Raw genomic sequence first — 21,390 nt, forward strand, 5'->3', positions numbered from 1 at the left:
AGCAGAAGGTGTTTACCGGAATTATAGAAGCGATCGGTACCGTCGCTGCCAAACAAGAGGTTGGTGGCGACCTTCGATTGACCCTAGCAACGGGTCAATTGGACATGTCCGATGTGGCGTTAGGCGACAGTATTGCCACCAATGGGGTCTGCCTCACCGTGATTGAGTATGATCAACAACATTTTACGGCCGATGTTTCGCAAGAGAGTCTGGCACATACTCGATTGATGGATCTGCGACCCGGTGAAGCGGTCAATCTGGAAAAAGCACTGCTGCCAACAACCCGTTTAGGCGGGCACTTAGTCTCTGGACATGTCGATGCTGTGGGTAGCATCGCTTCCATTGAGCGCGATGCCCGCTCAGTGCGCATAGCCGTCGACATGCCTAGCTCGTTAGCTCGCTATATCGCGCCGAAGGGATCGGTTACAATAGACGGTGTAAGTTTGACGGTGAACAGCGTTGATGAACACAGCTTTTACCTCAACATTGTGCCTCATACGGCAGATACAACGATCATTAGTCAGTATGAAGTGGGGCATGGTGTTCATATCGAAGTAGATATGATCGCTCGCTACTTGGAGCGTTTGCTTCAAACGAAGCAGGAATCTGAATCGTCCAGTGAAGGGATTTCATTGGAGATGTTGGCCTCTGCAGGCTTTATGCACAGGCGTTAATTTAGGAGTGGATATGCAATTAAACAGCGTCGAAGAGCTACTCGACGACATTCGCCAAGGTAAGATGGTTATCTTGATGGATGATGAAGATCGTGAGAATGAAGGTGATCTAGTGATTGCGGCCGAAATGGTGCGTCCAGATGACATCAACTTCATGGCAAAGAATGCCCGCGGTCTAATCTGTCTTACCTTGACGCGTGAACACTGTGAACGTCTGAACCTCCCGCTGATGGTGCAGAGCAACGGTGCAGCCTACTCCACCAACTTCACGGTCTCTATTGAAGCGGCTGAAGGTGTGACCACGGGTATATCAGCCGCTGATCGTGCTCATACTGTGCGTACAGCCGTGCGTGGTGATGCTAAACCTGAGGATATCGTTCAGCCAGGTCACATCTTCCCATTGATGGCACAGCCAGGTGGTGTATTAAGCCGTGCAGGTCATACAGAAGCGGGTTGTGATTTGGCTCGTATGGCAGGTATGAGCGCAGCGTCTGTGATCGTCGAAGTGATGAACGAAGATGGCACCATGGCGCGTCGTCCCGACCTTGAGATCTTTGCCAAAGAGCACGGTTTGAAGATCGGTACTATTGCGGATCTAATCCACTACCGTACGACTAATGAGCAGACAGTGACGGTGGCAGACACAGGTTCACTGGAGACAGATTACGGTCAGTTTAATTACACGACCTATAACGATGAGATCCTCGGCTGTACCCACCTTGCACTTCACAAAGGAGATATCAGTGCTGATGAGCCGACTATGGTTCGTGTACACAACCGCTCTGAAGTTCTGCGTGACGTGGTTGGCGTAGCTGAGGAGAGTGAAGCTAAGTGGACACTGCGTCGCGCACTAGAGCGTATCGCTGCAGAAGGTAAGGGTGTTGCCCTGCTTCTGGATAGTGGTAATCGCATCGATCTTGGCGACTCTATCAGCCAGATCACCAGTGGTTCTAAACCGTCTAAAGTGAATGTCAGCGCGTCCGGCGCTTACCTGACAGTAGGTACTGGTTCACAGATTCTACGTGATCTTGGGGTAGGCAAAATGCGCCTGCTCAGTTCACCAATGAAATTTAATGCAATCTCAGGCTTTGATCTTGAGATTGATGAATACATCCCTTTTGCAGAGTAAAAGATCATGAGTGTAAAAGTAGTTGAAGGCGATTTTGTCGCTGCAAATGGTCGCTACACAATCGTTGTTGGCCGTTTCAATTCATTTGTCGTAGAGAGCCTATTAGAAGGTGCTATCGACGTTCTTAAACGCCACGGCGTTTCTGAAGATAATATCCGCATCGTTCGTGTACCGGGTGCGTTTGAGATTCCATTGGCGGTTAAGCGCGTCGCTCAACAGAAACAAGATGATGCAATCATCGCACTGGGTGCGGTAATTCGTGGTGGTACGCCACACTTTGAGTACGTCTCTAACGAAGCGTCTAAAGGTGTAGCCCAGGTATCTCTCGACTTTGATATCCCAGTTGCAAACGGCGTTCTGACAGTGAACTCTATCGAGCAGGCAATCGAGCGCTCTGGCACGAAAGCAGGTAACAAAGGCGCTGAAGCCGCGCTATCAGCTGTTGAGATGGTGAGTCTTCTTCGCCAACTTGAGGTTTAAGATGAGCGAAGAACAGGCTCCTAAGCGCAAAAAAGTCTCTAATACAGAGAAGCGTCGCAACGCTCGCAGCTTTGTGCTGCAGGCACTCTACTCTCAAGAGCTGACGAAAAACGCAACGAATGAGGTAGAGGCTCATTTTCGTGTCGACAACGACATGAGTGAAACCGATGTACCGCTCTTCTCTGAACTGTTGCAAGGCGTGAATGCGCAAAAAGCAGAGCTTGATCAAGCGTTTAACATCTATCTGGATCGTAACGTCGAAGAGTTAGATCCGGTGGAAGTGAGCGTACTTCGTATCGGTGCTTATGAGCTGATCAATCGTATCGAAGTCCCTTATAAAGTCGCTATCAACGAGAGCGTTGAGTTGGCGAAAATTTTTGGGGCAACCGAGAGCCACAAGTACGTTAATGGCGTCCTCGATAAGCTGGCGCAAAAAGTCCGCGCTGTCGAGATCAAAGCCAACCGCGGTAAGTAATGCCAGGCGAATTCGATCTGATTCGCCGCTATTTTGACTCCATCAGTGGCGATCATCCCAGTGTTCAACTCGGCATTGGTGATGATTGCGCTCTGTTAACGTCCAGTCCCCATACCGAACTCGCTATCTCTGTCGATACGCTGGTTGAAGGTGTTCATTTTCTACCGGACATCGATCCAGAAGATTTGGCGTGGCGATTAGTTGCCAGTAGTGTCAGCGACTTGGCGGCAATGGGGGCATCCCCCAAATGGCTGACACTTGCCTGTACACTGAATGGGCCTACGCGAGAGTGGTTAGCAGCCTTCTCAAAAGGTTTAGCAGAGGCCTGTCATCACTACTCACTGATATTGGTCGGCGGGGATACCACCTCAGGGCAACAACAAGTGTTTACGGCTCAGGTGCATGGAGAGGTTCCGTTAGGCATGGCGCTTAAACGTAGCGGTGCACAATTGGGCGACGCCATTGTGGTCAGCGGCACTCTAGGCGATTCCCGAGCCGGATTAGCGCTATTAACTGCTGAGTGTGAAAGTGGGTCTGATTACCTACTTGAACGCTACTACCGGCCAACGGCACGACTTGCGCTGGGTGAGGCGCTGCGTGGAATTGCGAATTCAGCCGTGGATGTGTCGGATGGTCTATTAGCGGATCTTGGGCATCTATTAACCGCTTCGGGTGTTGGGGCAGAGATCCATACTGAGTCACTACCTCTATCAGCCGACATTAAAGATCTTGCCCCAGATTTGGCAGAGAGATGGGCGCTTTCAGGCGGTGAGGATTTTGAACTCTGCTTTACACTTCCACAGGATAGAGTGCCTGAACTTCAACAAATCAGTGAACGTCTAGCACTACCCCTGACTCTAGTAGGCAAGATCACTCAACAAACAGGGATCACACTGTTGAAATCGGGCGAACCTGTGCCTCTGCCTGCCTCATTGGGTTTCAACCATTTTGGAAACGAACATGAATAGAGTGCCTGCCAGTATCTGGCGAAACCCCATTCACTTTTTAGCCTTTGGTTTGGGTAGTGGTGCCGCGCCAAAAGCACCCGGTACCTTCGGTACGCTTGCGGCCATTCCTATTTGGTACCTATTCAACGATTGGGCACTGATACCCTATCTTCTATTGATGTTGGTGACCTTTCTATTGGGTTGCTGGTTGTGTGGCAAAACCTCAGAGGATCTGGGTGTTCATGATCATGGCGGCATTGTCTGGGATGAGTTTGTTGGCCTATGGATTACCTTTATTGCGCTTCCGGCGGGCTGGGAGTGGGTCGTGTTCGGGTTTGTTATGTTTCGTCTATTCGATATCTGGAAGCCCTGGCCGATAGGCTGGGCAGACCGACGCGTCTCTGGCGGCCTAGGTATTATGTTGGATGATCTATTGGCCGGATTAATGGCGCTAGGGGTCGTGCAAGCGGTAAACTATGCTGTATAGCAATCTGCTTTAGTGATCTGGTCGTAATACCTTTCACTAATTCAGAGGTAAAGATGCAAGGATGCATCGAATTGAGGATAAGATTTTGGATATTAAACTGATAGCGGAATGTAAATTGCCAATGCCTATGGGTGTATTCCGTATGGTTGGTTTCGAAGAGGTCGAGAGCGGTAAAGAGCACATCGCGCTGGTATACGGTGATGTTGCAGGTGACGAACCCGTTCTAGCCCGCATGCACTCAGAGTGTCTAACAGGTGATGCCTTGTTCAGCTTGCGCTGTGACTGTGGCTTTCAACTGCAAGAGGCCCTAAAGCGCATTACCGAAGAGGGCAAAGGCGTTCTGCTCTACCTACGCCAAGAGGGCCGTGGTATCGGTCTTTTGAATAAGGTCAAAGCCTACAACCTGCAAGACTCTGGCTGTGACACGGTAGAGGCCAATGAGCGCTTAGGCTTTGCCGCTGATATGCGTAACTACTCAATGTGTCAGCCAATGTTGGATGCGATCGGTGTTAAGAGCGTTAACTTAATGACCAACAACCCGCGTAAAGTCGCTGCACTCGAAGAGTATGGTGTGAATGTCTCGTCGCGTGTGCCACTGCAAGTCGGTAAGAACCGCTACAACGAGCACTACCTAGAGACGAAAATGGGTAAACTCGGTCATATGATGAGCGAAGTGCATTTCAAACCGGATGCTTAATGGCATAGGTTGGTACTGATTTGGTGCATTGATAAACCTCAGCAGCAGTGCTGGGGTTTTTTTAGGTCTGTAGAAAGTGCTCTATCTGCTCTCGAATTGAGTCAGCATCTAAGCCGGCATCTTGTAACTGTTCATCCCGAGTCGCATGCTCAATCCAACGATCGGGAATGCCAAGGTTAAGACAACGTAAGTTCTGGCCATTATGAGTCAGCCACTCATTCACAGCACTGCCCGCTCCGCCCGCAATAGCCCCATCTTCCAGGGTGATAAAGTGAGAGTAAGTATTCACTAGCTCTTCAAGCATAGCTTCATCGAGTGGTTTGACGAAGCGCATATCGATTAAGCCAAGATCCAACTGATCAGCGACCTGCTCGGCTGCTGGTAACAGAGGGCCAAAGTTGAGTATGACGCCACCTTTGCCAACTCTTACCAACCGGCTTTGACCCATGGCTAAGGACGCTAATGGAGTTCTGCTCTTAACGCCTTCGCCTCGAGGGTAGCGGACCACAGCACAGCCATTGTATTGGTAGCCTAGAGTCAGCATCTGCTGCTGCTCATCCAGTGTGGAGGGCGTCATAATGACAACCTCGGGTAGCGAGCGAAGCATTGGGATATCGAAGATACCTGAGTGGGTTGGACCATCTTCCCCAACCAATCCTGCACGATCTACAGCGATCAAACAGTCGAGATTTTGCAGGGCGATATCGTGGATGACCTGATCCAAAGCGCGCTGCAAAAAAGTTGAGTAGATTGCCAGAACCGGTTTCATCCCACCTACCGCAAGGCCGGCTGCAAAGGTGGCTGCGTGCTGTTCTGCAATGGCAACATCAAAGTAACGTGTTGGGTATTGGTCAGCGAATTGCACAAGGCCAGAACCCTCCCTCATGGCCGGGGTAATCGCGACTACTCGAGGGTCACTTGAAGCAGTTTCACAGATCCATTGGCCAAACTGATCGCTGTATTTCAGATTAGGAGCACTGATCTCTGATGGTTTTTCCAGTTTAGTGATGGCGTGATAGCCGACCGGATCCTCTTCAGCTGGCTTAAACCCAAACCCCTTACGAGTTCTAATATGCAGGAATTGAGGCCCTGTTTGGCTCAATGACTGCTTAAGGGCAGGGATTAATTGGCTCAGGTCATTACCATCAATAGGGCCAGAGTATTCAAAGTTCAGTGCTTCAAATAGAGGCATCACAGGGTTAGTGGGTGCTTGCTCACGTAGATTCTTGGCTAGATAGGTGGCCAATCCCCCTTGGTTGGGCGAGATCGACATGTCGTTATCGTTCAGAATGACGAGTAGATTCGCATCAGTATGTGCTGCGTGGTTGAGTGCTTCAAAGGCCTGACCAGCCGTCAGAGCCCCATCACCTATAACAGCCACCGATTTACGATCATTGCCTTGCAGTTTGTCGGCAATCGCCATACCTAGAACGGCGCTGATAGAGGTGCTGGAGTGCCCAGTGCCAAAGCAGTCGTAAATACTCTCAGCTCGATCGGGAAAGGGAGTAAGCCCCTCTCGTTGCCGTATGTTAAGCATCGCCTCACGACGACCCGTCAGAATTTTGTGCGGATAGGCTTGGTGACCTACATCCCAAACCAGATGATCGTCTGGTGTGTCTAATAGCTGGTGAAGCGCTAGTGTCAGTTCGACAACCCCGAGTCCGCCACCAAGATGTCCCCCAGTCTGACCGACACAGAAGAGCAGATAGAGACGTAACTCATCCGCTAGCTGCTGTAATTGGCCCAGATTCAACCCTTTTGAATCTGAAGGGGAGTCAATCTGGTCCAACAGTGGAGTCGCAGGACGTTGTGTGGGGATATCAGTAATCATTAATGGTTACGGGCAATGACAAAATCAGCAAGGGCTATTAATGACTGGTTACGTTCACCGAAGGTTTCTAGAGCTTCAATCGCCTGTTGGTGCAATTCATTCAACCACTGCTTGCTTTGAGTAAGCCCAATAAGTGCAGGGTAGGTGGCTTTGTCTCTCTCTTCATCAGAACCTTGGGGTTTGCCCAGTTGTTCTGTGGTGCTTTCGATATCTAAGATGTCATCTTGAATCTGAAATGCTAGTCCAATCTTTTGCGCGTAACGATCGAGTGCCTCTAGATCCGTATCGGTAGCATTACCACTGGCTAAAGCGCCTAAACGAAGAGCTGCACGAATGAGTTCGCCCGTTTTAGCTGCGTGCATGCTTTTCAGCTGCTCTAGACTCAGTCTTTTACCCTCTGAGCCTAGGTCAAAGGCTTGGCCATCAACCATACCCAGATCACCACTGCATCTAGCTAGGGTATGAACCATCTGTAACTGAGTGGACGCTGGTAGTGCATCAATAGGCTGACTGAGCAGTTCAAATGCCCAGGTTAGCAGTGCATCACCGGCTAATATGGCGGTCGCTTCATTGAACTGGATATGGCAGGTTGGTTTGCCGCGGCGCAGCTCATCATTATCCATAGCCGGTAGATCATCATGCACCAGTGAATAGCTATGAACGCACTCCAAAGCACACGCGGCCGTATCCGCTTGCTCAATTTGTCCACCTAGTAACTCAGTGGCCAGGTAGACCAGCGTGGGACGAAGGCGCTTGCCTCCATTCATCAGGCTGTAGTGCATCGCCTGATGAAGGCTAGGGTCAATCCCGTTACGTTCAGCTAAACGTCGACTGAGCTCAGCTTCAACTCTCTGTCGGTACAGAGCTAGCATTGGTTGTGGCATTAGGTTTGTTCAGATTCGTTAAACGGTTGTTCTACCAGCTCGCCGGATTGCTCCGTCAACATCACGACTTTCTGTTCGGCCGATTGCAGAATTTTTTGGCATTCGCGGGTCAGGCTGATCCCCTCTTCAAAGGATTTTAGTGCCTCTTCGATAGAGAGATCCCCCTTCTCCATCTCTGAAACCAGGGCTTCTAACCGTTTTAGGGAGCCTTCGAAGTCAGTTGTCTGTTTGCTTTCTGCCATGATTACTCAGTCCTTAAATTTAGGGAACCTGCGAACAAGTTTTGTAGTATACCCTGTCCTTAAGCAAAGGTCCGTGCAATACCTATGGTGCTGGTAATGATCAGTACTGTGCCAATAATTTTGAAGAAACGGGCTGAATCGGTCTTGACCAGATAGCGGTGCAGCTTTTGCCCAAGAAGGTGGCCGATGAATGCGCAGGGCAGCAACCAGAGGTGGTGGATTAACTGCAGATCGACGCCTACGACAAAGAAGGATCCCATCTTGATAACCACCAGAATGAACCAGAGAACAAACAGAGTATCGCGCAGTTGCTCTTTAGCGACATGGCTAGCGTAGACGGCCATGACCAGTGGCGCTGCAATCAAAGAAGTACCACTGACATAGCCTCCCAGCATTAAGAAGAGGTTATCGATCCAAGCGGAGTTGCTTTTAAAGGGTTTATTAAGAATGTAACCAATTGAATAGACGATGACGATGACAAAAATTAGCCCAGACATGATCTCGTTGGGCAGTGTTAAGAGCCCGAATACCCCAATCAGCTTCGGGATAATCATCACTTTTAGGGTTTTCTTCAGATAGGGCCAATCGACATTCTCTTTGAGCCCACTGGTTCCCAAACGCTTCGCTTTGAAATGATTCCCCAGCGTAATAGCCCCTGAAAAGATGAGCAGGTGCACGGCGATTATGGGCAGAAAGATGAGGGGATCATCAACGATTAACAGCAGAAACGGTAGGGCGAGTACGGCACCACCAAAGCCAAGGCCGGTTCGAACAAAGCCGCTCCAGACAAAGATGAGTGCAATGAGAAGGTATTGCCACCAGATTAGATCAGACAAGCTGTACCCCGAGAGTTTTTAAGAGCCGCTATTGTATGCCAGAAAACAAAAAACCGGCACTAGGCCGGTTATTTGTAGAGACGTCTAAAACTTATTTAGAGGAATCTAGCATGTGTTGGATAGCGCCCTGAAGTTCAGCATCAGAACAATCCATGCAAGTACCCATTGGAGGCATTGCGTTGATACCCGTCTTAGCAGTCGCTAGAAGCGCATCGATACCTTTAGCGGCACGTGGAGCCCATGCTGCAGCGTCACCCATTTTAGGAGCGCCAGCAACGCCAACCATGTGACAAGCTAGACAGTATGTGTTGTATACAGTTGCGCCATCACGCTCAGCCATTGCAGTTGCAGGAACCATAAGAGCAGCGGCTGTTAGGCCAAGTAGAGTCTTTTTCATTATATCCACCTCAATTCATGAACTTTCGTTTGCTCTTATGGAGCTAAATTTAGCTTAGAGCGCCCGATCGAATAAGTTTATAACCAAAGGTTCGTGTAAGTCCAATTAATCTACGAAGATGAGGGGCTATTGGAGCAATTAGCGTCTAAAGTCGCATCGCAAAGCTGGCTTGCGAGTGTTGAGCTAGACCTCTTTTAGAGGTTTCATGCTCGCGTTCGATCTTTTTCAACGCAGCATCAAGATCGGTGCGGTCAATATTAGGTTGGTTTTTAAGCTCAGAAACGTTAAAGCCACGATGGTGCATTCTTACTAGCGCATCACTATGATTCATTGTGCAGCTACCTTTTTATTGTTTATCAATTTAGTAGCGTGATTAAACGCCTTAAACATGACAGTTTGGTGACGTTTGGGTTAACAATTAATAACAGCGAGTCGAAGAAAGTTAGCGGGGTTAGTCATGAGTCATTTGGAATTAATAGCGTTACCGAAAGCTCATCTACAAAATCAAGGTTCTCAGCTCGATATATTAACGGGCGACATAAGGACTGAGTTTGGTGTGGCTCGATCTGCATGGTTTAACGACCGTCTCCTTTTTCTTGGGTTTTATGAAGGGGATGAGGTTTGTGGTTGGGATGATTTAAGCAAACGATTTGCCAACGCAAACTGGTACATCTCGAATGAGAAGGCGGTTGAGTTGTTTGGGAGTTTTTGTCATCAACCCAAACCTTCAGCATGGGTGATCGGTACAGAATTTCAAAAAGAGGTATGGCAGGCTGTTTGTCAGATTCCAGAGGGTGATACAGTGAGCTACTCTCAGCTTGCTTTGAACATTAAAAAGCCAAAAGCCGTTCGTGCGGTTGGATCAGCACTGGGTGCAAATAACATTGCTTATTGGGTGCCATGCCATCGTGCGGTCAGAAGTGATGGCTCATTAGGGGGTTACCGTTGGGGGGTATCTTTAAAGGCTAAATTGCTATCTGCAGAAGCTACTGATCTTTGATTTTTTTCAAAAGTGATGAAGCGCAAAGCATAAAGTGCAAAAGGTGGGATTGATAACAGTAGAGCAGCTATTTCATAAGCATTAAAAGCCTCTCTCTCGGTAAACACCGTAGTGATAATTAACCATAGAACGGCTAAAAAAAACGGCAAGATAAGAATTTGATTCTTACCACTGAGTGACAGTTTTGTTTTGCACCTTGTACAAATGTAGTCAGTGCCCATACCCTCTTCACGTTGAATAGGGCGTCGAGTTTCACAAACTGGACACCAACCTTTCATGCAATCAGGCTCCTTTAAGTGCGTCCGCTGCTGCGGTAATACCCAACTTGTAGCTGGTCAAGCCAAAGCCTGATATCTGACCAATAACGACCTGTGAGAAGACCGATTTATGTCGGAACTCCTCACGCGCATGAACGTTGGACATGTGCACCTCAACGATAGGGCCTTTGTCTTTGAATATCGCCAACGCATCGGTGAGACCGTAGCTGTAGTGAGTCCAAGCACCTGCGTTGATAACGATCGCATCAACATCTTCCAAAAAGGCTTGATGAATTTTGCGTGCCAGCTCACCTTCGATGTCTGTCTGGTAGCACTCAAGCTCACACCCCTGCTCAGCAGCCCAATTAGCTGCGGCCGATTCGATATCTTGCAGCGTAAAGGTGCCGTAATGTTTCGGGTCACGCTTGCCGAACATTGCGTGGTTGATGCCGTGAAGCAGAAGTATTTTTGCCATGGTTCTATCCTTAACTGTTTGCCAGAGAACTGGTCGCTTTGGAAGCCTGCGAACAAGTCCATGGCATCTCAGGCTTACAGTCAAATTCATTATCAAGGCGTGTTTTCGAAGGCCTAGCGGGCTAAGTCGAGAAAGCACAACGCTGAAGATGGATTTGACTGTAAGCCCCGCAGGGCGTGACCTGTAATGTGCATCTACTGTGTTGCTCTTCTTGCTAAGGACTACGGCCATTAGCGGCAAAAAGCGCCTTGTATCTACACATTTCAGATCTCGCTGAGATGCTATGGACTTATTCGCAGGCTTCCTAGTCTAAGATCCTGCCGCATGAGTGCAACATCTTTTGTACATAGATTGAAAAAGAGCCGTATACTTTGAAGCTCTTTATGTTCAGTGCAGGTTTCCCTAATTGATTGAATTTGGAAGTACAGCCTTTGTCATTGCGTTGATTGCCGCCTGGTTTGTTGGCCTATCAAAAGGTGGATTGCCCATCATTGCTATGTTGTCGGTGCCGATCCTCTCCCTAGTGATGTCACCTATGACGGGTGCCATTCTGTTGCTACCCATCTATATCATCAGTGACATGGTGGCGGTGTGGCTCTATCGAAAACACTTCTCAATGATCAATCTGAAAAATCTTATCCCCGCGGGTCTGCTAGGGGTGTTTATTGGTTGGGCAACGGCATCCATTGTCTCTGATCAGTTTGTCGCCCTGCTGATCGGTATTATGGGCCTCACGTTTGTCTCCTATATCTGGTTTGGAAAGCGCCAAGTAAAAGAGGCGAAAAAACCGACCAAAGTGGGCGGTTGGATCTGGGGCACCATTTCCGGTTTTACCTCGTTTATCTCCCATACTGGTGGCCCACCCTTTCAGGTCTATGTTCTGCCACAAAAACTGGAGAAACTGGTGTTTGCCGGGACAGCAACGCTCTTCTTTGCTGTGATCAACCTCTCAAAACTGCCACCCTACCTAGCGCTTCGTGGCTACTCCACAGAGGATTTAACGCTGGCGCTTTGGATGGTGCCCAGTGCACTGTTGGGTACCTTTATGGGGGCTAAGCTGACTAAGATTTTGAAGGATCGATGGTTCTTTGGCTTAGTAGAAGTCGGACTGCTGCTGGTCTCTATAAAGCTGATCCACGGAGTAGTAATCGACTCATTATGAGTAACATTGGTGACAGGCTTCAGCCTGTCATCCGCATTCTTGTTACGCTCAGAATTAGCAGGTGCTGATAAAGCGGATGACTGGTTAAAACCAGTCACCGGAGCGATGGCAAACTATTTTAATTTAATAAACGTGCTCTGAATATCAAACTCTTCAATAAAACGTCCCAACGCTTCATGCCCATCCGCTTTGATACCAGCAAAGGTATCAAACGCATCAATGCCTTGATGGAAGAAGAGGTCAAAGCCACTGACGATATCCAAACCCGCTTCGTGAGCGGCCGTTAGGAACTCAGTTTCTAGTGGGACATAGACCGCATCGAACGCCCACTCTTGACCACCAAATAGTTCTGGGTCTAGTGGAATGCCAGGTGTAGCGTAATGTCCAACGGGTGTGCAGTTGACCAACCCGTTGGCGGCTTTAGCTGTTTCGGCTAGCTGCTCTTTAGAGATCACTTCAGCGTTATAGCCTTTAGCCCGTACCGCAGCCGCTAACGCTTCAGCCCCTTCAACATTTAGGTCAAAGATGTTCAGCTTAGTTGCGCCACAATGGAAGAGTCCAAAGGCAACCGCTCGACCGACACCGCCGGCGCCTAGCATCAGTACTTCACCTGCTGGCTTGTCACCACGTTGAGCTTTGTAGCCGTGAATAAAACCGGTGTAATCCGTGTTTGTTGCCTTTACAGCACCATTGGCTAGGTAGAGTGTATTGGTTGCACCTACTTCACGTACCGCTTCATCGGGCTCATCAACGAACTCAACGGCAATGGATTTGAAGGGGAAGGTGACGTTGCAACCGGTAAATCCATCATTACGAAGTGATTGAAGCATGGTTTTAAATGCCTCTTTGTCACTTTGACCCGGATCCTTCAAGTCGTAAGAGACATCAAAGCCATAGATATCGCCCAACATCTTGTGCAGGAAAGGGGCACGCGATTGTGAGATTGAGTTACCGATTAAACCCAGTTTAAGTTGCTTCATAGCTGTCATCCTTTACAGCAAGCCCAGTGCTGTTGGTAATCCAATCACCAAATCTGGAACGAACGTGATAATAATAAGAACTAAAAGCTCCACTAAGAATAGCGGCAAAATCACCTTGCTCAGCTTCGCCATACCGACCTTAGCGATGGAGTCCGCGACAAACAGGCAGAGTCCCATTGGTGGTGTGATCAAGCCAATCATTAGGTTGAAGATAATTATGATGCCAAGGTGAGTTGGGTCGACGCCTAGACTCACAGCAATTGGGTGCAGAATCGGCACCAGTACCAACATTGCCGCGATGCCCTCTAGGAACAGACCGACCACTAAGAAGAGAATGATGACGCCGACTAAGAACATCCACTGAACCGTCATGTACTCCAAGGCGAAGTCAGTGATCATGTTGGGAACGCGGTTGTAGTTCATCAACCAGTTAGCAGCAGCAACCGCACCGATAACGACCATGATGATCGAGCTGTCGCGCATCGCTCGGGCGAAAAGACCGGCCAGTTTAGAGACTTTCAGCTCTTTGAAGACAAAGATTCCGACAAACAGGGCGTAGGCCACGGCAAAGCTGGCCGCTTCCGTTGGCGTCACGACCCCCATCAGTATTGAGCCAACCACGAAGACAGGCATCAATAGAGGAATAATCCCTTGGATCAGGGCGCGAGAGTTGCTCTGCTTTTCGCCAAGTTCGTGCTCTGTGCCCTGCTTCTCGTAGTGGCCTTTGAAGAAGTAGACGTAGACCGAAAGGAAGATCGCAAGCATTACACCGGGAACCACACCGGCCATGAATAGCGCGGGTACCGAGACACCCGTCACAGTCAGGGCATAGATGATGACAGGAATCGATGGTGGAATAATCGGACCAATGACGGAAGAGGCCGCCGTAATGGCAGCAGCAAACTCACGTGGGTAGCCTTTCTTCTCCATCTCTGGAATAAAGACACGACCAATCGCCGATGTATCCGCAACCGCAGAGCCAGAGAGACCGGCAAATATGACCGAAGCCCAGATATTCACCATGGCTAAGCCGGCACGCATTTTGCCGACCAAAACGTTCGCAAATGCGATGATACGACTGGTGATACCCGACTCATTCATCAGCTCGCCGGCAAGAATAAATAGAGGGATCGCCAATAGTGGGTAAGAGGCCATGCCACCAAACATCTGTGTTGCCACGATGCGAAGATGGTATGGGAATTCGCCCACAGCCATGAAGTAGAGCAGTGCAGCGATGATGGCAAAAGCGATGGGTAGGCCAATAAAGATACCGCCTAGAAGAATGGCATAAGTCATTAGAATGCGCCCTCCGCTTCATGTTGATCGGTATTCGCAGCTCGATTTAGCAGGCGCAGTAGTGCTGCTACTGCAAGCATGGCGCCACCCAGCACCATAGCGAAGTAGTAGGGGTACATCTGCCCAAGAATCGCAAGCTGTTCGATACCGAATAGATCTCGAAGTTCACGCGCACTTGAAAGGATGCTGGATGCATCGACTTTGCCGCGCTTCATCATGAAGAGGTAGCCGGAGTAGCTCAACAGCGCACCTATAACGACCATGCAGAGGTCCACAAAGAAATTGATCGGTTTGTGGGCTGCTTTAGGCAGCAGACCCGCGACAAGATCAAAAGAGACATGGCGATCGAGCAGGTAAGCCCAAGCCATGCCAAACATAATTCCGTAGACTGCCAGGTAGACGGGTAACTCCTCGCCCCATGGGATCGACTCTCCGATGGTGTAACGGCGTACTGAGTTTATGAAGATGATCAGGAACACTGAAGCCATAGAGATGGCTGAACCTGCTGCAAAAAAGGTACCGACGAAGCGGGTCACCTTACGCAATAGAGTGTGCATAAGTCATACCGACAGTTATAAGTTTTTTGAGAAATAGGCTCCGACCGGATGGTCGGAGCCGTGCAAACCTGAAGAGGTTTGGAGTATTACTTAGAAGCAGCTTCTACAGCAGCGTCTAGTTTAGCGATCCACTCATCGCTACCTAGCTCTTTAGCAAGCCACTCTTTAACCGCTGGCTGTGCAAGCTTCTTGAACTGAGCCATTTCGTCAGCTGTTGGTGAGTGTACTTTCATACCTTCAGCAACCACTTTCGTTACGCCTTCAGCCGTGTTGAACTGCTGAATTGCGCGACCCATTAGGCCTGCAGTACGAGCGGCTTTAGCAATGATGTCCTGCTCAGCAGCGCTTAGAGACTGGAAGAATTCGTCGTTGATTACGATGAAGTCAGCAGCGTAAACGTGGCCATCAAGAACCATGTACTTCTGTAGCTTGTGAAGGTTGTTGTTGTAGATAGTGCCGACAGGGTTTTCCTGACCGTCAACAACACCAGTTGTAAGTGCGTTTGGAAGTTCAGACCAAGCGATAGGCGTTGGTTCACCGCCAAGACCTTCAACCATCTCTACGTATAGAGGGATTGGCTGAACGCGGAACTTAAGACCTTTCATGTCTGCTGGAGATTTGATCTCACGAACGTTGTTAGTGAAGTTACGGAAACCTGTCTCACCGTATGCAAGTGTGCGTAGGCCAGTCTCTTCTAGACAGTGTGCAGCAAGATCTTGACCAAACTGACCGTCAAGTACGTCCCAGGCGATCGTTGCGTTTGAGAATGTGTAAGGAATGTTTAGAACGTCAGCTTCTTTACAGATTTTAGCCATAGCGCCAGAAACGATCGCCATGTGCGTAGTGCCTTCCTGTGCTTGCTGAACTAGATCGCCTTCGTTACCTAGAGCTTTTGCTGGGAAAAGTTCTACTTTGATATCTGTCTCACCTTCAACAATGTTTTTGAAGATGACACCAGCAGCACCTTTTTTAGATGTCTGCCAGTCAGCGCCGTCAACGTGACCTAGTTTGATAGTGGGTGCTGCAAAAGTTGAAACAGAAGCAGCGGCTACAGCAGTAGCAACAAGAGTTTTTAGCATCGCCTTTTTCATTGGGCTCTCCAATTTATTATCGTTTCACGCCTAGAGATGACGTTTCCAAGATTTTTTGTAGCAAGATGTCTAAAACCACCTACCCCAAGCAAGCTGGTTTTATTGTCTTGCTCTTAGCTTTTGTACTACTTGGTTAAAACTAAGTAGTGCAAATTTGCCATAGCCCTATACAGGCATTCAAGCTTTTTGTACTATTTGGTTAAAACAATTTGTTAGAACCTTTATAACCGTTTTTTAAACGTTTGGTTAAAAGTAAAATGAGTATCCCTTCTACATCGAACCGTTCAGCCGCAAAAAAACGTAATCCTGAAGCAGTTAAAGCCAATATCCTGCGTGTCGCCACCGAAGAGTTTGCCACCTCAGGCTATGCCGGTGCGCGGGTCAATGTGATCGCTGAAAAAACCGATACATCCAAGCGGATGATCTACTACTACTTTGGCGATAAAAAAGAGCTCTACCGTACCGTTCTTGAGGCTGCCTACCGAGATATCCGTTTGGGCGAGCAACAGCTGCATTTGAATGATCTCAATCCCGAGCAGGCGCTTCGCTCACTGGTGGCGTTCACTTTTGAACATCAGCGCAACAATCCGCAGTTTATTCGCCTGGTTATGATTGAGAACATTCACGAGGGACGCAATCTGATCGCAAAAGAGGCGTTTGAGGAGGTTAACAACCCTGCCATCGATCGGCTTGGCGAGATCTACCAACGAGGTGTTGAGGAGGGTGTTTTTCGATCGGGCATCAGTGTCATTGAGCTTCACTGGTTGATCAGTTCAGCCTGTTTCTTCAATAACTCGAACCGCTCAACCTTCAGTGCAGCCTTTGGCAACGATCTATTTACGGAAGAGGGGCAAAGTCATCTTAATCAGCAGGTACAAGAGATGATCCTGCGCTTTGTCGCCAACTGATATTTAAGAACATTTTGGATTGGTAACTTCATTACAGCTTCGCTAGATTGAAGCTCTTTTTAGTGAGTTTTACATGCATCCTAGCCGCCTTCTTTTAATTCTCTGTTTTATCGCGTTCATCTCCTTAGGCCTGCCTGATGCGCTGCTCGGTGTGGCTTGGCCCACTATGGCCGATGAGTTCTCAACCACTCTGGATCGTCTCGGAATCATCATGACCGGCGGAACCGTCGGTTATGCTCTGAGCAGCTTCATGATCGGTGCAATTGTTAATCGTATTGGATTGGCTGGCCTGCTGATTCAAAGTGCTTCACTTACCGTCATCGCATTGGTGCTGTTTATGGTTGTGCCTGACTGGTATTGGATGCCCTTTGTCGCACTGATTGCCGGTCTGGGCGGTGGTGGTATCGATGCGGGCCTCAATGCCTATGTGGAGAAACACTACTCAAGCCGTATCATGCAGTGGTTGCATGCCAGTTTTGGTGTCGGAGTCACTCTAGGTCCTGCCATCATGACCCTATCGCTGGCGATGACAGTTCTGTGGCGGCCTGGCTATCTGTTGGTCGCGTTTTTGATGTTATTGATGCTTTCTGCTTTTATCCACTATCGCGGCTTATGGAGTGACCAGCCTAGTGCTGGTGAACCGGAAGAGCAGGGTAATGCCAGCATGCTCGCCACGCTCAAACTACCGGCGGCATGGCTAAGTATGTTGGCCTTTTTTCTCTACACCTCGGCCGAAATTGGTTTGGGCTTTTGGGCATTTACCCTGTTGACGGAATCGCGGGATGTGGTCCTTGCCACGGCAGGGCTTTGGGTAACGATCTATTGGGGCTCTTTTACCCTTGGTCGAATCGTTGCGGGCCTACTTGCGCCCAAGTTAGGTGAGATGAACCTGACGCTCTACGGTCTGTTACTTTCACTGATTGGCTTGGTTCTGTTCACCCTTCAAATAGGTGGACCAGGTGGGGTCTATGGGCTTGCTCTGGTCGGCCTTGGCTTTGCACCAACCTTCCCAGCACTGCTTTCAACCACCTCAAAGCGAGTCCCAAAATCGCATGTGACCAACCTGATCGGCATGCAGATCTCTGCTGCCGGAGTTGGTTTAGTGGTTATGCCCCTCTCCTTGGGGCTTCTAGTCTCTAGCGTTGGGTTGGAAGCGCTGGCGCAGGTTTTCTTGGGCATGACCGCCAGCGTCTTTTTGCTGCTTACCTTGATTCGTAAAAGATAAATTTCCTTTAAGTTATATCTAATCAATTAAATACTATTTATTAATTTAAATGGTATTTGCTAATATGCACTCATAGTTTTGAACCGTTTGGTTCAAAGTAACCCAATGTGAGTCCTCATTATGAAAACATCAATTGCTACCGTTACTCTCTCTGGCAGTTTGCCAAACAAGCTTGAAGCCGCTGCGGATGCGGGTTTTGATGCGGTTGAGATTTTTGATAATGACCTGATTCAGTTTGCTGGTTCACCTCGTGAGGTGAAGTCGATTGCCGATGACTTAGGTTTGGATATTCTAGCGCTGCAGCCGTTTCGTGATCTGGAAGGTCTGCCTGCTGAGTTAAAGCGTCAAAAGTTCTATCACATGCAGAGTCGATTCGAGATGATGCATGAGCTGGGCACTCAACGAATTTTGTGCTGCTCTAGTGTCTCTCCTCATGCCAGTGATGATCGTGCACGCTGTGCTGCGGACCTTTACGAAGCGGCTGAGCTGGCAGCAAAAGAAGGTTTTATTATGGGTTACGAGGCGCTCTCTTGGGGGCGCTTCATCGCTGATTATGAGGATGCTTGGGATCTGGTAAAGCGTGCCGATCATCCTGCGCTGGGCATTAACCTTGATACCTTCCACATGTTCTCTCGAGGTAATACGCTCGACTGTCTGCGCGATGAGATTCCTGTTGATAAAATCGCCTTGGTTCAGGTGGCCGATGCGCCTGTGATGCACTTGAGCGATTTGATGAGTTGGAGCCGTCACTACCGCAGCTTCCCGGGTCAGGGTGATCTTCCGGTCGTTGATTTCATGAAAGTCTTGTGTGACAAAGGCTTTGATGACTACGTTTCGCACGAGATCTTCAATGATGAGTTCCGTGCTTCTCCTGCCAAAGAGCGTGCAGTAGATGGTATGCGTTCATTGATCTGGTTGGATAAGCAGTGCAAGGATGAAACGCCTAAAGCTGAGATTACTGACGTTGAGTTCATTGAGTTTGCGATTGCTGGTGAAGAGGGTGAATCGATCGTCTCTATGTTGAATTCATTAGGCTTCCAAGAGACGCACAAACACCTCTCTAAAGATGTCGGTCTGATGCAGATGGGTGATGTAAACCTGGTGCTTAACCGTGAGCCTGCCAGCCAAGCACACCAGCACTTCCAGCTGCACGGCGCATCAGTGTGCGCTTTGGCATTGACGACGTCGAGTGTCAAAGAGTCGTTGAAGCAGGCTGACGAGTATCAAATTAAACGCTTCAATAACACAGCAGGCCCTGGTGAGTTGAATATTCCAGCGCTGCGCGGTGTTGGCGACAGTTTGGTCTATCTGGTTGAGCGTCATAAGAAGTTCCGTTTTTTTGATGTCGATTTTGAAGCGGTCGAGGGAGTAGAACTACCCAAAGTGGGCGTTAAACGCGTCGATCATATGGCGCAGTCGGTGACAAATACTGATTTCCTATCGGCGGCGTTCTTCTATAAATCGGTGTTTAACTTTGACATTACACCGGTACAGGATCTGCCTGACATTTATGGCCTTGTGGCCAGTCGAGTGGCCTCTAGTCAGAACGGGCAGGTTAAGATTCCAATCAACATGACCGAGGCTCGTCAGGCGTCACCGCAGCGCTTTATTCAGCGAACCCATGGTGCCGGTATGCAGCAGATCGCATTTGAGTGTGAGGATATTTTGGCTTTTGCAGCGCAGGTCAATCCGGAATCGGTGTTGCCGGTACCCAACAACTATTACCGTGAAATTAAGGGTAAGTTTGGTCTCTCTGCTGAGCGTATTGAGACGTTACAGCGCTTTAATATTTTGTATGATGCGAATGATGAGGGTGAGTTTTTGCACTTCTACACGCGTGAAGTACAGGGTGTCTTCTTTGAAGTTGTGCAGCGTATCGGTGGGTATCAGGCCTACGGTGAAGCGAATGCTCACATTCGTTTTGCAGCCCAAGCGGCGTTGCGTGAGTATGAAACGAATTTGTTGCTTTGATCTTCGCTGAGTATTTGTTGGAGCTTTCTCGAAGAGGAAACGATGCAGGTTTTGCACATCGCGGCCTTTTTAAGACCGCTCCAACGAACGCTCTTTGTTGGAGCCTTATCGAAGATGAGGCGAAAGGTTTGAAAGAGAATCGCGACCTTTGCAAGATCGCTCCCACGGGGGCGGAGGATCGCTCCAACCTTTTAGCTGCTACTGAGCGGCCTTAAGGAAGGCTTGGTTATCTAAGCCAAAGTTAGAGTAGATCGGTAGGAGTGCACCGCCTAACGCGCGGGCTTCAAATCCAAGGTTGCCTGCGATCACCGGGGGTTTGTTGAGACCTTCCCAGTTCACATCGCTCGAAGCACGGTTGATCGCCAGTACTAAGTACTGTGTCGCCACTGCCGGTAGGCGTCCATCAATGATCACACCATCTGGATCCACAAAGGCAGAACCTGCCGCAATGGTCTGGGCAATGTAGGGCGCTGCGTTGTCAGCCCAATCTGTAAACAGAGCCCAGGCATCCTGTTCTAGGGTTTCCGATAGATTGGCAAAATCCGCCACGATCGATTCTGACTTCAATCGTTTATCAAGTTGGTGCAGTGACGCATGGTGAATCAGTTGCTTGCCATTGGCGCTTGGTACTGAACCCAGTGCACCGGCATTGGCATGGCTGCCTGGAAGAATCTGTCCGTTAAGAACGACACCACCACCGATGAACGTACCCACGTAGAAGTAGAGTAGGTTCTCCCAGCTCTGCGGATTACCGTAGGTTAGCTCGGCTAGGCAAGCTGCTGTTGCATCGTTCAGCATGGCCGCATCTAGGTCGGTGACCTTCTTTAGTTCTTCGAGCAGATCGATTTTCGCCCACTCAGCTAAAGCCTCTTTCGCTTCAATTAGCTCATCGCCCCAACCTTCCAGCGCAAACGGCGCTGCCAGGCCAACACCGGTAACGCGATCGCGTTGCATCTCGTCAAGAGGTTCAAGAAGCGTGTTGATGCTCTGCTCGATCTTGGCATAGACCTCTTTAGGCGTCGGGAAGGGGTATTCGTGCGATATGCGGGTACGAATATTCCCTGTCATATCCATAAACAGCACCTCCAACGAGGCGCGGCCAATTTTGACACCGATACTGTACGCCCCTTCAGGATTGAGTGCGTAGGGGGTAGAAGGCTGTCCCAAACCGCCGCGGCGTTTAGTGCCTGCGATTAACAGGTCCTGTTCCATCAATCGATTAATGATCGTTGATGCGGTTTGTGGAGTAAGGTTGGTTGCTTTGGCAATTTCGGCTTTCGTCAACGCATCATGCTCACGAATTAACGAGAGGATGAGTCGTTCATTGTATTGGCGAACACCGACCTGGTTTGAACCAGAGGCGCGTTGAGAAGCCGAAGCGCTGCGCAT

At 49.2% G+C, this 21,390-nt stretch carries 24 protein-coding genes; 12 read left to right on the plus strand and 12 right to left on the minus strand.

Translation table 11 applies throughout. The annotated features are described in order from the left end of the window. Positions 1–8: 8 nt before the first annotated feature. From XMA127_RS00560 to ribA, 7 genes are all read left to right on the plus strand, one after another. Positions 9–674 carry a riboflavin synthase gene (locus XMA127_RS00560; protein WP_173484448.1) on the plus strand — a complete coding sequence of 222 codons (666 nt, stop codon included), beginning with the start codon at positions 9–11 and terminating at the stop codon, positions 672–674. 13 nt (positions 675–687) lie between these two features. Continuing rightward, complete coding sequence (ribBA, locus tag XMA127_RS00565; RefSeq protein ID WP_173480131.1) at positions 688–1,803, plus strand: bifunctional 3,4-dihydroxy-2-butanone-4-phosphate synthase/GTP cyclohydrolase II; 1,116 nt, start codon at positions 688–690, stop codon at positions 1,801–1,803. Between the two features lie 6 nt (positions 1,804–1,809). Further along, positions 1,810–2,283, plus strand: a complete 474-nt coding sequence (ribE, locus tag XMA127_RS00570) for a 6,7-dimethyl-8-ribityllumazine synthase (protein ID WP_173480132.1) — start codon at positions 1,810–1,812, stop codon at positions 2,281–2,283. Between the two features lies 1 nt (position 2,284). Then, complete coding sequence (nusB, locus tag XMA127_RS00575; RefSeq protein ID WP_173484449.1) at positions 2,285–2,758, plus strand: transcription antitermination factor NusB; 474 nt, start codon at positions 2,285–2,287, stop codon at positions 2,756–2,758. Continuing rightward, positions 2,758–3,726 carry a thiamine-phosphate kinase gene (thiL, locus tag XMA127_RS00580; protein WP_173484450.1) on the plus strand — a complete coding sequence of 323 codons (969 nt, stop codon included), beginning with the start codon at positions 2,758–2,760 and terminating at the stop codon, positions 3,724–3,726. Before nusB ends, thiL begins: the two co-directional genes overlap by 1 nt. Beyond that, complete coding sequence (locus XMA127_RS00585; RefSeq protein WP_173484451.1) at positions 3,719–4,192, plus strand: phosphatidylglycerophosphatase A; 474 nt, start codon at positions 3,719–3,721, stop codon at positions 4,190–4,192. Before thiL ends, XMA127_RS00585 begins: the two co-directional genes overlap by 8 nt. A gap of 85 nt (positions 4,193–4,277) precedes the next feature. Then, positions 4,278–4,889 (plus strand): GTP cyclohydrolase II, encoded by a 612-nt coding sequence (gene ribA / locus XMA127_RS00590; RefSeq protein ID WP_173480732.1) that lies wholly within the window; start codon positions 4,278–4,280, stop codon positions 4,887–4,889. Positions 4,890–4,950: 61 nt separating this feature from the next. Here the strand turns inward: ribA and XMA127_RS00595 are convergent, their stop codons facing one another. From XMA127_RS00595 to XMA127_RS00620, 6 genes are all read right to left on the minus strand, one after another. After that, positions 4,951–6,720, minus strand: a complete 1,770-nt coding sequence (locus tag XMA127_RS00595) for a 1-deoxy-D-xylulose-5-phosphate synthase (RefSeq protein ID WP_173484452.1) — start codon at positions 6,718–6,720, stop codon at positions 4,951–4,953. Continuing rightward, positions 6,720–7,604: a polyprenyl synthetase family protein gene (locus tag XMA127_RS00600; RefSeq protein ID WP_173480137.1), complete on the minus strand. Its 885-nt coding sequence runs from the start codon at positions 7,602–7,604 to the stop codon at positions 6,720–6,722. Before XMA127_RS00600 ends, XMA127_RS00595 begins: the two co-directional genes overlap by 1 nt. Next, positions 7,604–7,846: an exodeoxyribonuclease VII small subunit gene (locus XMA127_RS00605; RefSeq protein WP_173484453.1), complete on the minus strand. Its 243-nt coding sequence runs from the start codon at positions 7,844–7,846 to the stop codon at positions 7,604–7,606. The genes XMA127_RS00600 and XMA127_RS00605 overlap by 1 nt, the downstream gene beginning before the upstream one ends. Before the next feature lie 59 nt (positions 7,847–7,905). Then, entirely contained in the window at positions 7,906–8,682 is a 777-nt protein-coding gene (locus tag XMA127_RS00610; RefSeq protein WP_173480139.1) for a sulfite exporter TauE/SafE family protein, read from the minus strand. Positions 8,683–8,773: 91 nt separating this feature from the next. Then, the gene (locus tag XMA127_RS00615) at positions 8,774–9,079 is read right to left on the minus strand and encodes a cytochrome c5 family protein (RefSeq protein ID WP_173480140.1); all 306 of its coding nucleotides are present in this window, start codon (positions 9,077–9,079) and stop codon (positions 8,774–8,776) included. A 145-nt stretch (positions 9,080–9,224) separates the two neighbouring features. Beyond that, positions 9,225–9,410 carry a hypothetical protein gene (locus XMA127_RS00620; protein WP_173480141.1) on the minus strand — a complete coding sequence of 62 codons (186 nt, stop codon included), beginning with the start codon at positions 9,408–9,410 and terminating at the stop codon, positions 9,225–9,227. Positions 9,411–9,536: 126 nt separating this feature from the next. Between XMA127_RS00620 and XMA127_RS00625 the strand changes: the two genes are divergently transcribed. After that, positions 9,537–10,079 carry a methylated-DNA--[protein]-cysteine S-methyltransferase gene (locus tag XMA127_RS00625; RefSeq protein WP_173484454.1) on the plus strand — a complete coding sequence of 181 codons (543 nt, stop codon included), beginning with the start codon at positions 9,537–9,539 and terminating at the stop codon, positions 10,077–10,079. A gap of 282 nt (positions 10,080–10,361) precedes the next feature. Here XMA127_RS00625 and XMA127_RS00630 read toward each other — a convergent pair whose 3' ends face one another. Further along, positions 10,362–10,811: a type II 3-dehydroquinate dehydratase gene (locus tag XMA127_RS00630; protein ID WP_173484455.1), complete on the minus strand. Its 450-nt coding sequence runs from the start codon at positions 10,809–10,811 to the stop codon at positions 10,362–10,364. 406 nt (positions 10,812–11,217) lie between these two features. Here XMA127_RS00630 and XMA127_RS00635 point away from each other — a divergent pair, with 406 nt between their 5' ends. Next, positions 11,218–11,973: a sulfite exporter TauE/SafE family protein gene (locus tag XMA127_RS00635; protein ID WP_173498811.1), complete on the plus strand. Its 756-nt coding sequence runs from the start codon at positions 11,218–11,220 to the stop codon at positions 11,971–11,973. A gap of 113 nt (positions 11,974–12,086) precedes the next feature. Here XMA127_RS00635 and XMA127_RS00640 read toward each other — a convergent pair whose 3' ends face one another. The 4 genes from XMA127_RS00640 to dctP form a co-directional block, all read right to left on the minus strand. Then, positions 12,087–12,953: a shikimate dehydrogenase gene (locus tag XMA127_RS00640; protein ID WP_173498812.1), complete on the minus strand. Its 867-nt coding sequence runs from the start codon at positions 12,951–12,953 to the stop codon at positions 12,087–12,089. A 12-nt stretch (positions 12,954–12,965) separates the two neighbouring features. Next, a complete protein-coding gene (locus XMA127_RS00645; protein ID WP_173480146.1) occupies positions 12,966–14,249 on the minus strand; it encodes a TRAP transporter large permease in 1,284 nt (427 codons plus the stop codon). Beyond that, on the minus strand, positions 14,249–14,806 hold the full coding sequence (locus tag XMA127_RS00650) for a TRAP transporter small permease (RefSeq protein WP_173484457.1): 558 nt from the start codon (positions 14,804–14,806) through the stop codon (positions 14,249–14,251). The genes XMA127_RS00645 and XMA127_RS00650 overlap by 1 nt, the downstream gene beginning before the upstream one ends. Before the next feature lie 86 nt (positions 14,807–14,892). Continuing rightward, complete coding sequence (gene dctP / locus XMA127_RS00655; protein ID WP_173480148.1) at positions 14,893–15,897, minus strand: DctP family TRAP transporter solute-binding subunit; 1,005 nt, start codon at positions 15,895–15,897, stop codon at positions 14,893–14,895. A gap of 257 nt (positions 15,898–16,154) precedes the next feature. Between dctP and XMA127_RS00660 the strand changes: the two genes are divergently transcribed. The 3 genes from XMA127_RS00660 to XMA127_RS00670 all read left to right on the plus strand — a co-directional run bounded on the left by XMA127_RS00660 (position 16,155) and on the right by XMA127_RS00670 (position 20,001). Further along, positions 16,155–16,805, plus strand: coding sequence for a TetR family transcriptional regulator (locus XMA127_RS00660; RefSeq protein ID WP_173480149.1), 651 nt, complete (start codon positions 16,155–16,157; stop codon positions 16,803–16,805). Between the two features lie 73 nt (positions 16,806–16,878). Continuing rightward, positions 16,879–18,030: a sugar MFS transporter gene (locus XMA127_RS00665; protein WP_173484458.1), complete on the plus strand. Its 1,152-nt coding sequence runs from the start codon at positions 16,879–16,881 to the stop codon at positions 18,028–18,030. A 120-nt stretch (positions 18,031–18,150) separates the two neighbouring features. Beyond that, positions 18,151–20,001 (plus strand): bifunctional sugar phosphate isomerase/epimerase/4-hydroxyphenylpyruvate dioxygenase family protein, encoded by a 1,851-nt coding sequence (locus tag XMA127_RS00670; protein ID WP_173484459.1) that lies wholly within the window; start codon positions 18,151–18,153, stop codon positions 19,999–20,001. Positions 20,002–20,199: 198 nt separating this feature from the next. Here the strand turns inward: XMA127_RS00670 and XMA127_RS00675 are convergent, their stop codons facing one another. Then, complete coding sequence (locus XMA127_RS00675; protein WP_173484460.1) at positions 20,200–21,390, minus strand: ROK family transcriptional regulator; 1,191 nt, start codon at positions 21,388–21,390, stop codon at positions 20,200–20,202.

It is taken from the genome of Marinobacterium sp. xm-a-127, assembly GCF_013283425.1.
Classification (GTDB): domain Bacteria; phylum Pseudomonadota; class Gammaproteobacteria; order Pseudomonadales; family Balneatricaceae; genus Marinobacterium_E.